We start from the raw sequence: 13,079 nt of genomic DNA, 5'->3' as shown, positions 1-13,079 counted from the left end.
GTATGATCAGCGGGCGGACGTCCCGCCCCGGAATAGCGGAGTCGATTAGATGTACTGGATGGAATTTCTTACCGTGGCGCTGGTGCATCTGCTTGCCGTGGCCAGCCCCGGTCCGGATTTCGCGGTGGTCGTGCGCGAAAGCGTGACCCGCGGTCAGCGAAGCGGCAGTTGGACGGCCATCGGTGTCGGCAGCGGCATCCTGCTGCACGTGGGTTATTCGTTGCTCGGGATTGGTCTGATCGTCTCGCAGTCGATCGTGCTGTTCAACCTCTTCAAATGGCTGGCGGCCGGTTATCTGTTCTATCTCGGCTTTCAAGCGCTGCGCGCAAAGCCTGTCGCGGTCGGTGACCTGGCTCCGCCCTGCCCGGAGGAGGCACGTTCCGCCAGGCGTGCTTTTACCGTCGGTTTCGTCACTAACGGTTTGAACCCCAAGGCTACGCTATTTTTTCTGTCGTTATTCACCTTGGTTATCGACCCCCATACCCCTCTCGCCGTTCAGGCTGGCTATGGGTTATATCTGGCGTTCGCCACTGGTCTGTGGTTCTGCCTGGTGGCTTGGCTGTTCAGCCGCGAGCGCGTGCGGGCCGGTTTCGCCCGCATGGGGCACTGGTTCGACCGGGTGACCGGCGCGGTGCTGATCGGCCTCGGTGTGCGCCTGGCGGCAAGCGAGATCGCTTAGTGGGTAGTTTGCAAAAACGACCTGTTAGCCCGCAGCTGTAGCTGCGCAGGCAGTTGCAACGTTCTGTTGCACAGCCAGGCTGCGGGCTGAACGGTTGCGATGCAGACTGTCGGAGCTGAAGTTGTTCGGTGGGTGCTGCCGCGACGGTCCGGCGCTTGCCCAGGTTTTAGAGCGCATCTCATAACATCAATAACAAGGAAGCCCCTATGCTGCAGACCCGCGTGATCAAACCCGCCACGAATGCCTACCAATACCCCCTGCTGATCAAAAATCTGCTGCTGTCGGGCCAACGCTACGAGCGCACTCGCGAAATCGTCTACCGCGACCAGCTGCGTTTCGATTACCGCACCCTCAATCAGCGCATCGCGCGGTTGGCCAACGTACTGACGACTGCTGGGGTCAAGGCCGGCGACACCGTGGCGGTGATGGATTGGGACAGCCACCGCTACCTCGAATGCATGTTCGCGATCCCCATGATCGGCGCGGTTGTGCATACCATCAACGTGCGCCTGTCTGCTGAGCAGATTCTCTACACAATGAACCATGCCGAGGATCGCTTCGTTCTCGTCAACAGCGAGTTCGCTCCCCTGTATCAGGCGATTGCTGGTCAGCTCACTACCGTCGACAAGACGTTGTTGATTACCGATGCGCAAGACAAAAGCTGCGAACTGCCCAACTGCGTCGGGGAATATGAAAGCCTGTTGGCCGCCGCGAAGCCGCACTACGATTTCCCCGATTTCGATGAAGATTCGGTTGCCACTACCTTCTACACCACCGGTACGACAGGAGATCCCAAGGGTGTCTACTTCACCCATCGCCAGTTGGTTCTGCATACGCTTGCCGGGGCGATAACCGTCGGCAGCCGTGAAAACCCGCAGCTGATGGCCGCGGGCGATGTCTACATGCCGATCACACCTATGTTCCACGTACACGCTTGGGGCTTGCCGTACGTGGCGACGATGCTGGGACTCAAACAGGTCTATCCGGGACGTTACGACCCGGAATTGTTGATCGACCTATGGCGCCGCGAGAAGGTGACCTTTTCCCACTGCGTACCGACCATCGTGCAAATGCTGCTCAACGCCAAGGCTGCGCAAGGCGTGAATTTCAACGGCTGGAAGATCACTATCGGCGGCAGCGCGCTGACCCGAGGCCTCTACGAATCGGCTCGAGCCTGCGGCATGCAGCTGGTGGCCGCGTACGGCATGTCGGAAACCTGCCCGCTGATTTCCGGAGCCCATATCAATGATGAACTGCGCCAGGCCAGTGAGGACGAGCAGACCAGCTATCGACTCAAGGCCGGTATCCCCGTGGTGCTAGTCGACGCCGCGATCCAGGCGCCGGATGGCAGCTTCCTGCCCGCCGATGGCGCATCCCAGGGCGAACTGGTACTGCGGGCGCCATGGCTGACCCAGGGCTACGCCGGCAATCCGGAAAAGAGCGAAGAACTGTGGGCTGGGGGTTGGCTGCATACCGGTGACGTCGCAACCATCGACGAGATGGGTAATATCGACATTCGTGATCGCATCAAGGATGTGATCAAGACCGGCGGCGAGTGGATTTCCTCCTTGGCACTGGAAGGCCTGATAAGCCGCCACGAGGCCGTGCGCGACGTGGCGGTGGTTGGCGTGCCGGACGAGCGTTGGGGCGAACGCCCGTTCGCCTTGCTGGTACTGGGCGAGGGCAAACAGCTCGATGCACGGACCCTTCAGGGTTTCCTCGAACCTGCCGTGGAGCAGGGCCATATCAACAAGTGGGCGATCCCGCAGCAAATTGCGGTAGTCGCCGATATTCCCAAGACCAGCGTCGGTAAGCTGGACAAGAAACGCATTCGGGTAGACATCGCTCGCTGGATGGAAGAGGGCAGCAGCGCCATCTCGTCGATCTAGGCCACGCCATTGTTCTGACCAGATCCCAGCATGCTGCGGACCTTGTCTTCGAGGGCTGTAATGCTGAAGGGTTTGGTCAGGACCTTGTAATCGTGCAAGACATTGCTGCGGTGCAGTACCGATCCGTCGGCATAGCCAGTGATGAATAGCACGCGTAGCGACGGGCGTTTTTCTCGTGCCGCATCGGCGAGCTGGCGTCCGTTCATGCCGCCGGGCAGGCCAATGTCCGAGATCAACAGGTCCAGGTGCGTATTACTGTCGAGGATACGCAGTCCGTTGGGGCCGTCGGCGGCTTCGAGGGTCTTGAGTCCCATTTCCTGCAACACCTCAGACACCAGCGTGCGTACGTTGGGTTCGTCATCGACCACCAGAACGATCTGGCCTTCGACCGGGGCGGACACCAGGCTCGCCGCGGTCGGGATATCCTCGCTAACAAGCGGGCCGTGGTGGCGCGGCAGGTAAATCCAGACGCTGGTACCTTCGCCCACGGCGCTTTCAATACGCACGCCGCCGCCTGATTGTCTGGCGAAGCCGTAGACCATGGATAACCCGAGCCCTGTGCCTTCACCCAGTGGTTTGGTGGTGAAGAATGGATCGAAGACGTAGCCTAGCTTTTCCGGTGGGATGCCGACGCCAGTATCGCTGACACCAAGTGCCACGTATTCGCCTGGCTGCAGGCCTAGCTCATGGGCGGCTGGCTCGCTCAGCAAGATATTTTCGCTGATCAGCGTCAGGCGGCCGCCGTCCGGCATGGCGTCGCGGGCGTTGATGGTCAGGTTGAGCAGCGCGTTTTCCAGCTGATTTGTGTCGCAGAGCGTAAGCCAGAGGTCGTCGGATAGCCGGCTTGAGTAATCCACCAGCGGGCCGGTAGTGCGCTGCAGTAGCTCCATCATGCCCGCGACCAGGGCATTAATATCGGTGGGACTGGGATCCAATGTTTGTCGGCGCGAGAAGGCCAGCAGGCGATGGGTCAGAGCCGTCGCGCGGGTGGCCGAACTCAGTGCGCTGCCTACGTAGCGCTGCAGATCGTCGACTCGGCCTTGCTGCAGGCGCACCGAGAGCAACTCCAGCGAACCGATCACGCCGGCCAGCAGATTATTGAAATCATGCGCCAGGCCACCGGTGAGCTGACCTACTGCCTCCATCTTCTGCGACTGACGTAATGCTGCCTCGGTCTTGGCACGCGCCGCGACCTCGGCATTGACGCGTTGCTCGAGGGTTTCGTTGAGGCGATGCAGCGCATGTTCGGTACGTTTGTGCTGGGTAATGTCGAGACAGGCACCAACCATGTAAGAAGGCTTGCCGCTGGCATCGGCGAAGGTCTGCCCCTTGTCGAAAATCCAGCGCTCGCTGCCGTCTGGCAGGATCACCCGAAACTGCATCTCGAAGTCGTCGCCGTAGTGTGCGCAGAGTTCGCATTGCTGGACGATGCCTGCCCTGTCGTCGGGATGAACCTTCTCGAGAAAATCGCTGAGCCATCCCGAGGCCATACCTTCCAGCCCGAGCAGCCGCTGCATGGGCAGGTCCATGTCCAGGCGGTTGTTGTGAAGATCCCAATAAAAGGTGCCGGTGCCGGAGGCCAGCAGCGCCGCGTTCAGACGCTCGTCGCTTTCGCGCAGGCGCAGTGCCGCCGACTCCTGCTCCAGCAAGCTGTCCGTGACATCTTCGGCCTGATGAATGATGTGGCTGACCCGGCCGTGCTCGTCGAATACCGGCGAGTTGATGACGTCCCAGTAGCGATTTTCGTAACCGCCGCCAGCTTCGTCCGGGCGACGCAGCGCGTAGCTCACACGCTTGAGTCGCTGCGGTTCGCCAGTGCGCGCCACCTCCGCCAGCGATGTGCGCAACAGGCCGACACCCTGCGCGCCAGAACTGGAGGCGTCTCCACCATCGAAGATTTCGAATAGCGGCTCGCCGATCACGTTTTCGCGACGCGTCATGGTGACTCGCAACCGCTGATCGCTTGCGGCGACCATGGTGTAATCGGCGTCGTTCGCGACCACCAGCACGACGCCTGGCAGAGCGTCGAAAATGCGCTGCATATCCTGTATGTCGATGGCTCAGCTCTCCCCGGCCAAATGCAGGCCCGTGTGTTCTCTATAAGCTAGTAGTTGCCGATTTTCGAAAATAATTCCGATTCATTTCGAAGAGTCGGTTCGGCCAATACGTCCAATCGCTAATTTCCCGGTCCGCTGCCGGGAGGCTGCACCGTCTACGGTGGCCATATTTCAGAGATGACAGCTTTCAGCTTGAGATCATGTTTATTTCAACAGGTTGTTCCGTTGCGACAGGTTCGTCGGTACGTTCCGGTTCAGTGCCCGGCTGGGTGTTAACCTAGCGGCGCATTTTCAGCCTGTGGCGGGTCTCGTTCGGCAGGCTGACGTCTTGGAGATAAAGGAAGTAACCATGAAAAAGCTCAGTAACCTGACTGCACTTGCCGCCACTTTCGCTCTGTTGGCGGGCTGTACCAACAATCCCTATACCGGCGAGCGAGAGGCGGGCAACGCAGGTATCTATGGGGGCATCGGTGCGATCAGCGGCGCTGTAATTGGCGCCGCCACGTCCAGCAAGAAAGACCGTGCCAAGGGCGCCCTGATTGGTGCAGCGGTGGGTGGCGCAGCCGGTGGCGGCTACGGATACTACGTCGATACCCAGGAAGCCAAGCTGCGCCAGACGCTGCAGGGCACTGGCGTTCAGGTTCAGCGCGACGGTGATAACTTGACGCTGATCATGCCGGGCAATATCACGTTCGCGAGCAGCTCGGCGGATATTTCCAGCGGTTTCTACCCGACGCTGAATTCGCTGGTGCAGGTGTTCAAGGAGTTCAACAAGAACGGCATCGACATTATCGGCCATACCGATAGCACCGGCTCGCAACAACTCAATCAGGACCTGTCGAATTGCCGCGCACGCAGCGTCGCCGCCTATCTGGAAGGCAATGGCGTTGCCGCTTCGCGAATCTCGTCCTATGGAGCCGGCTCGAGTCAGCCAATCGCCAGCAACGAAACCGCGTCTGGAAAGGCACAAAACCGCCGTGTAGAAATCAACCTGCGGCCGCTCTAAAAGACTCTTAAAACAGGCGAGGCCCGCAATAGCCTCGCCTGTGCCATTTAAGTGGCGTCATATTTTTATCTTTAATTCGTCTACTATTGAACCTCTCAGCGATACGCGACTCTGAAGCTCGTGACAGCGAGCCATGTAGTGGCACTGAGGAGGTCGAATGGATGATCGCACCGCTCTCCATTCTCGCAAGCCTTGGTTGCCATTGGCGGTGACGTTGGCCTTGATGGTAGGGCTCGGAGGATGGGTCGGCTGGCAATGGCATGTTCAGGAAATGCGGATTCGCGCCGAGCAGGCGCAGCGATTCAACCTGGCTGTCAATGATGTCGAAAACACGCTACGTGAGCGCATGCGCGCCTATGAAATGGTTTTGCGTGGTCTCGCTGGCCTTTTCGTTGGCAGCGATGCTGTCTCGCTGAACGATTGGAACCGTGCCTCGGACCAGCTTCAACTTCAGGACTTCTACCCGGGCATCCAGGCCCTCTCGCTGGCGCGTTACGCGCGCGACGAAAATCTTCAATCCGTTCTCGCCCGGATCCGCGGGGATGACCGTGCCGATTTCCGCATGTATCCACCCGGCAAGCGCGACGAATATCTGATCGCCGAATACATTCACCCGCTCGACTGGCGTAACCGTAGAGTGGTCGGCTTCGACATGTTCAGTGAGGAAACCCGCCGGGAAGCCATCATCGGTGCGCGCAACATCGGCACGCCGATGCTTACCGGGCCCTTGCGCCTCAAGCAGGAAACCGAGCAGAACGCACAGGTCGGCATCCTGTTATTCCTGCCGCTGTACCGAACCGGCGCGCCGACTACGACGCTCGAAGAGCGGCAAAGCGCCTTCGTCGGTACCCTGCACGGCGCGTTCCGGCTGACCGATCTGATGGAGGGCGTGCTGGGTTCGCGCAGCAAGTTGTTCCAGCTGCAACTGTTCGATGCTGCCGCGCCGGATGAACCGCTGCTGGTGGGGCGTGCACCGGTTAGCAGCGATGCGGGCTTTCACCGCACCCGCAATATTTACATGTATGGCCGCAGCTGGCAGCTGGAAGTCGCCAGTACGCCAGAATACGAGGCCATTTTGCGTAGCTCTGGGCGGGCCTTCAGTCTGGCGGCGGCAATGACCGCGGCGGTGCTATTTGCGCTGCTGATAGGCGGCTATCTGTACCTGCGCGAGCGAGCGCTGCGCAGTAGTCAGATTCTCGGGGCGCAGCTTCAAGAGCGCGAAGCACGGTTTCGCCATCTGATCGAGCAATTGCCAGTGGCGACCCTGCTATGCGATTCCCTGGGGCGTATAGAACTGGCGAACCAGAGTGCCGCGTCTCTACTTGGCAGCAGTGCCGATTTGCTTGCGGGCGAACGTCTGCGTCGCTATGTCCCAGGCGCACTGGATGTACCCTCGCACGAGCAGCGGCTCGAGGCCAACCTTCAGGAAAGCCAGGCGCTGCGCGAGGACGGTACGCCGATACCTGTTTCGTTGAGTCTGACCAGTTTCAGTCGGGACGACGGTATTCACCATCTGCTTAATCTGGTCGATCTGCAGCAGCGCAAGCGCGATGAGGAGCGTTTCCGTAATGTGGTCGAAGCGTCACCGAATGCCTTTTTGCTGTTCGACTACGATGGCACGATCATCATGGTCAATCGGCAGACCGAACTGTTGTTCGGTTATAGCCGGCAGGAGCTGCTGGGCCAGTCGGTCGATCTACTGATCCCCGAGTCGATGCGCAAGATCTACTTGGAAGTACGTCACCGTTTCGTTCAAGCGCCGGAAACACGCCGCCTGGGCGATAATCGCGAACTATTCGGCCGCCACCGGGAGGGCCATCTGCTACCCGTTGAAGTTGGCCTATCGCCATTGCGCAGCGGCGAAGAACAGTTGGTACAGGCGGTCGTGATCGATATCGGTCACCGCAAGGCGGCCGAACGACGCTTGCGCGATCAAGCCAACGAGCTGGTCATCGCCAACCGCTACAAATCCGAGTTTCTTGCAAACATGTCCCATGAGCTGCGTACGCCGCTCAATAGCATCCTGATCCTGAGCGATCAGCTCAGGCAGAACGCGGCCAGCAACCTCACCGAGAAGCAGGTCCGGCATGCCGACATCATTCATCGCGCCGGGCACGATCTGCTGCAGTTGATCAACGACGTGCTCGACCTGGCCAAGATCGAGGCTGGCCACATGCAGATCAAGCCGGAGCCGCTGGATCTGGCCGAGCTGTTGGTGGAGGTGACTGCCGGGCTACAGCCCATGGCCGAGCAGAAGGGGCTGACGCTGAGCACGCGGATTGACCCGGATATACCGGTGTCTGTCATCAGCGACCGTGCACGCTTGCAGCAGATCCTGCGCAACCTGATTACCAACGCACTGAAGTTCACCGAGCAAGGCTCCGTGGACATCCGCGTCGCGTGCAAGCCGGCTGAGACTCCAACCGACGACGATGTGCTGCAAATTTTTGTCAGCGATACCGGCATCGGTATCGCTGAGGATCAGCACGAGCGTATCTTTCAAGCCTTCCAGCAGATTGACGGCTCGATCAGCCGGCAGTACGGCGGCACGGGACTTGGCCTTGCGATTGCGCGGCAACTGGCCGAAGTCCTCGGGGGCGGCATCAGCCTCAGAAGCGCGCCGGGTAAAGGCTCTTGTTTTACCGTCGAGCTGCCGCTGAAGCCGGCGACGACTACAGAAGTCCGGACGTTGCGGCCATCCCAGCGCCGTGGCCAAGGGCGTGGTCTATTGATCGTCGAAGACGATGCCGATTTTGCCTCGGTGGTAGCTGAAGTCGGACAGTCCCACGGTTTTTCCAGCGTGATCTGCGGCACCGGTCAGGAGGGGCTGGATGCCCTCGAACGAGACCGTTTCGCTGCGGTAATCCTGGATATTCTGCTTCCGGATATTAGTGGCTGGCAGGTGCATCGGATGTTGCGAGCCGATTCGCGGCATCAGGGCATGCCGGTATACGTCATTTCCTGTGTGCCACAGCCGGATGGATGGTCGGATGACGGTTCACGCTATCTGCTCAAGCCGGTGGCGCAGTCGGAGTTGGAGCGCCTATTCATTGAGCTGGCGCGCGAGGAAGCCAATCCAACATGGTTGCTGCTGGTCGAGACTGATTCCGAGCGGCGCCGGCAACTGCGCGAGCATTTCGAAAGCCTTGGATATCGAGTCACCGATTGTCAGCGCAGCGAGGATGCGCGACTGGCCTATGCGGAGCATCCGTTTACCGTGCTGATCATAGATTTCGACCTTCCCGATGAAGATGGTCTGGATCTTCTCGAGGCGCTCGATCGCCTGCGTTCGCTAAAAGATGTACGCGTTGTATTGAACAGCCGTGAATCGCTCTCGGAGAAGAATCTGGGGCGGCTTCGGCGCTATTCGTCGGTTGCGTTGTCAAAAACAGAGGGACTGGAGCATATGGATGATGCGTTGAAACCCGCCGCAGTCGAATCTGCGGCCCCGTACACAAACGAGGTGGAGCACCCCATGCTGGGGCAGCGCGTGCTGCTGGTAGACCCCGATGTACGGGCCATCTATGCCATCAGCGCGATGCTCGACGAGCAGGGACTGCAGGTGGTTCCGGCCACAACCAGCACTGAGGCGCTCGAACGATTCGATGACGATGCCTTCGATCTGGCATTGGTGGACATGGCACTGCCGAATAATGACGGCGCTGCACTGATCCGCCAGCTGAGAAACGACTATGGTTGTCAGGTGCCGATCGTGGCGTTGGCAGCTGATGCCGATCCGGCCGTTCGCGATCAGAGTATCGCGGCTGGTGCCGACGATTTTTTGTTCAAGCCGATCGATGGCCCCAAATTGGTCGAGTTGTTGCGCCGCTGCCTTGGGCGTGCTGATGACCTTGGTCCATAAAGGAGAAAGCGTGTGACGCATCGTTCATGCCGGGCTGGCGTCCTTGCCGACGCCGCCGAAGTCGGAATCTACCGTGTGCTGAGCAGGGGAGCCGGTTAATGCTGCGGGTACAAGCCAAAGCACAGCCACGTACCCGCACGCTGCTGGTGGTCGATGATCGCGAGGCAAATCTGGTCGCGATGGAAGCCTTGCTGGGTGATGGCGACTGGCAGGTCCATACGGTGAATTCCGGTGAGGCAGCCCTGCAGGCGCTGCTCGATCTGGATGTGGAGCTCGTGTTGCTGGATGTACAGATGCCGGGAATGGATGGCTTCGAAGTCGCGCGACTGATGCGTGGCAGCCCACATACCCGCTATACCCCGATCATCTTCGTCTCGGCCATCGCGCACACCCGCGATTCGGTGTTGCGTGGTTATGCCACGGGTGCGGTGGACTTCATTCTGAAGCCCTTCGATCCGCAGGTGCTCAAGCACAAGATCAATACACTGCTGAGCCACGAGCATAATCGTCGTGATCTGCAACTGCTCACCCAGCAGCTCGACAGTGCTCGGGCGTTCAATGCATCGGTACTGAACAATGCCGCCGAAGGCATTCTTGTGGTGGGCGAAGACGGCTACATCAATTTCGCCAACCCGGCGATCGCGCAAATGCTACATACCAGCGTCGATGCCCTGCAGGGCACCGCGCTGGTCGATCACCTGGCTTCTCCGCAGATGCCCGACGTCTGGCGCGACACCGATTTCTACAAGCATTGGCGCAGCGGTGATACCTATCGCCTGCACGAGGCGCAGCTGAACACCACCCGTGGTACCACGCTGCCAGTGGCCCTGTCGTCATCGCCGTTGCCTCGCCAGCAGCGCTCGATGGTCGTCATCGCGCTGGACATGTCGGTGGTGCGCAATCTCCACGTTCAGTTGGAAACCCAGGCGGTAACCGATTCGCTGACGGGTCTGTTGAATCGTCGAGGCTTCCATCAGGCGCTGGACTCGGCATTGGCTAGGGTCGACCGGAATGGCAAGCGCATGGCCATCCTCTATATCGATCTTGACGGCTTCAAGCGCATCAACGACTCGCTGGGGCATGATGCCGGCGACGAGATTCTCTGCCGCGTGGCTCGGGTGCTGGAAACCTGCATGCGCCCCTACGACATCATCGCGCGCATGGGTGGCGACGAGTTCACTGCGCTGCTGGACTCTCTCGATCATCCAGAGGATGCCGCCAAGGTGGCCGAGAAGCTCATCGAGCTGATTTCGGTTCGGCACATCATCGACGGAACCGAGGTCACCCTTGGCGCCAGCATCGGCATTGCGCATTTCCCCGACAGCGGGCAAAGCGTGGAAGAGCTGCTGCGTTCGGCGGACATGGCCATGTACGAAGCCAAGCGCGCCGGGCGGCAGCAATACCGTTTCTTTTCCAAGGAAATGAACGGCCGTGCCCATGCGCGCCTGATGATGGAAGAAAACCTGCGCAGCACCATCGAGCGCAATGGTTTCGCCCTGGCTTATCAGCCGCAGGTGATCCTCGAGACGGGCGAATTGCGCGGCTTCGAGGCCTTGCTGCGTTGGGATTTTGCCGGCCGCGGCATGGTCGAGCCGAACGTCTTTATCCCATTACTGGAAGAAACCCGGCTTATCGATCGTGTCGGCGAATGGGCGCTGCGCGAAGGCTTGGCGCAATGTCGCGATTGGCGTGAGCGGTTCGGCGAAAAGCTGATCCTGAGCTTTAACGTCAGCCCGGTGCAGTTCGGCCGGGCCGGATTACTCGACGAATTGCGCCGCCTGCTCGACGAATATCAGCTCGACCCCCGTCAGTTGGAGCTGGAGGTCACCGAAGGCGCGCTGATGCAGAATCTTGAACAGAGCTGCGACAAGCTCCGGCAGTTGCGCGAATTGGGTGTGCGGGTAGCGGTGGATGACTTCGGCACAGGCTATTCGTCACTGGCCTACCTGCGACATTTCGATCTGGACACGCTGAAGATCGACAGACTGTTCATCGCCAATATGCTCGATTCGCCGCGCGATGCCGCGGTGGTCAGTACCATCATCGATCTGGGGCGGAACCTTGAGCTCGAAGTCATCGCCGAGGGCGTCGAAACGCTGGCTCAGCGTGATTGGCTGATCACCCATGGTTGCCAGGTGATGCAGGGCTTCCTGGTGGCGCCAGGACTGACGGTCGACGATGCTCTCGCATTTCCCCGCGAAGTCGATTGGCTGCAGCTGGATCACCAAACGGCCGGATGATACCGGCCTGTACGGTCAGCTAGTGGCCTGTACGGCTAGTTGGTTAACTCAAGTTCGGATGGCTGGGGTTCTGAGACAAGGCGCTGCGACAAGTCATAGCTGGCTATGGCGAGGAGCAGCAACGCAGTATCAGAACCTCAGGCGCCGAAGTTGATTAACTGAACTAGCCACACAGGCCACTAAGGCTGGCGGCTCGGCGGAAATTGGCGGTGCAGCGCCTCGAGCGTGTCGTCCTTGTCGCTCCATAGTTCGTTGACCCACTCCTGGAAACTCAGCCGATAGCGCTCGTCCTGATCGTAACTGCGATGCAGGAACTCGGCGGGAATCGGCAGCGAATCGATGCGCATCACCACCTGGCCGATCCGGCCGCAGAGCAGATCCCAGAAACTCGGGTTGCCGTCCGGGTAGTGAATGGTGACGTTGATCAGCGAGGTCAACTGTTCCCCCATGGCGTCAATTACGAAAGCGATGCCGCCGGCCCTGGGTTTTAGCAGGTAGCGATAGGGCGAGGCTTGCTCATCGTGCTTGTCCTGGGTGAAGCGTGTGCCTTCGAGGAAGTTGAATACCGAAACCGGATTAGTCCGGTAGCGCTCGCACGCCTTGCGGGTGGTGGCCAGATCTTCGCCACGTTTTTCCGGATACTTGGTCAGGTAATCCTTGGTGAAGCGCTTCATGAAGGGAAACTCCAGCGCCCACCAGCACAGGCCGATCACCGGCACCCAGATCAGCTCCTGTTTGAGAAAAAATTTCAGAATCGGCATGCGTCGGTTCAGCTGATATTGCAGCATCAGAATGTCGGCCCAGCTCTGATGGTTGCTAGTGACCAGGTAGGAGTGCTGCATGTCGACCTTTTCCAGGCCCTGCACGTCCCATTGCGTGCGCCGCACCTGATCCATCCAGAAGCCGTTCACGGCCATCCATGACTCCGCGATCCAGTGCATGCCGAAGCGCAGCGCGCGCTGAACGCGAGGAATCGGCAGCGCCAGCTTGAGCAGCGAAAGGGCAAAGAGCGGCCAGCACCAGAACAGCGTGTTCAGCGCCAGGGTCAGGCCGGCGAGGGTGCCTCGCAGGGGAGCGGGAAGGAAGCTCAGCATAGGTCGTCTCGTCGATACGGCTGATTCGAGGCGCCAAGGGTAGCGATTGCGCGCCGAACTGCAACTGTCGCTAGTGCCGGTCTAGCGACGTTTTGTATCAAGCAGATAGCAACCGGTAGCAAAACGCAGGGGCGGGCGAACGTAGGGTGGGCCGGGCGGCGCTCCGCTTCAGCCCACCGGGACTTTTCATGCACGTAGGTAGGCCTCAGCCCACCAGAGCTTTTCAGGCGAGTTGGTAGGCTGAAGCCCACC

Annotated in this window: 7 protein-coding genes; 5 read left to right on the top strand and 2 right to left on the bottom strand. The window is 59.9% G+C overall.

Annotation, left to right across the window (positions count from 1 at the left end):
* Positions 1-49: 49 nt before the first annotated feature.
* Both D7241_RS19405 and D7241_RS19400 read left to right on the top strand, forming a co-directional pair.
* Complete coding sequence (locus tag D7241_RS19405) at positions 50-679, top strand: LysE family translocator (protein ID WP_408102879.1); 630 nt, start codon at positions 50-52, stop codon at positions 677-679.
* A 206-nt stretch (positions 680-885) separates the two neighbouring features.
* Positions 886-2,568, top strand: coding sequence for a fatty acid--CoA ligase (locus D7241_RS19400; RefSeq protein ID WP_408102878.1), 1,683 nt, complete (start codon positions 886-888; stop codon positions 2,566-2,568).
* Here D7241_RS19400 and D7241_RS19395 read toward each other — a convergent pair.
* Positions 2,565-4,610 carry an ATP-binding protein gene (locus tag D7241_RS19395; protein WP_408102877.1) on the bottom strand — a complete coding sequence of 682 codons (2,046 nt, stop codon included), beginning with the start codon at positions 4,608-4,610 and terminating at the stop codon, positions 2,565-2,567. The genes D7241_RS19400 and D7241_RS19395 overlap by 4 nt on opposite strands.
* 364 nt (positions 4,611-4,974) lie before the next feature.
* Here D7241_RS19395 and D7241_RS19390 point away from each other — a divergent pair, with 364 nt between their 5' ends.
* The 3 genes from D7241_RS19390 to D7241_RS19380 all read left to right on the top strand — a co-directional run bounded on the left by D7241_RS19390 (position 4,975) and on the right by D7241_RS19380 (position 11,733).
* A complete protein-coding gene (locus D7241_RS19390; protein ID WP_408102876.1) occupies positions 4,975-5,631 on the top strand; it encodes an OmpA family protein in 657 nt (218 codons plus the stop codon).
* A gap of 157 nt (positions 5,632-5,788) precedes the next feature.
* Complete coding sequence (locus D7241_RS19385) at positions 5,789-9,493, top strand: CHASE domain-containing protein (protein ID WP_408102875.1); 3,705 nt, start codon at positions 5,789-5,791, stop codon at positions 9,491-9,493.
* A 98-nt stretch (positions 9,494-9,591) separates the two neighbouring features.
* A complete protein-coding gene (locus D7241_RS19380; RefSeq protein ID WP_408102874.1) occupies positions 9,592-11,733 on the top strand; it encodes a putative bifunctional diguanylate cyclase/phosphodiesterase in 2,142 nt (713 codons plus the stop codon).
* Between the two features lie 179 nt (positions 11,734-11,912).
* Here D7241_RS19380 and D7241_RS19375 read toward each other — a convergent pair whose 3' ends face one another.
* Positions 11,913-12,827, bottom strand: coding sequence for an acyltransferase (locus tag D7241_RS19375; RefSeq protein ID WP_408102873.1), 915 nt, complete (start codon positions 12,825-12,827; stop codon positions 11,913-11,915).
* Positions 12,828-13,079: the final 252 nt, after the last annotated feature.

It is taken from the genome of Stutzerimonas sp. VN223-3 (assembly GCF_045999685.1).
In the GTDB taxonomy this organism is placed as follows: Bacteria; Pseudomonadota; Gammaproteobacteria; order Pseudomonadales; family Pseudomonadaceae; genus Stutzerimonas; species Stutzerimonas stutzeri_AR.
Note: the sequence above shows the minus strand (reverse complement) of the source record. Positions and strands in the feature narration are given on the sequence as shown.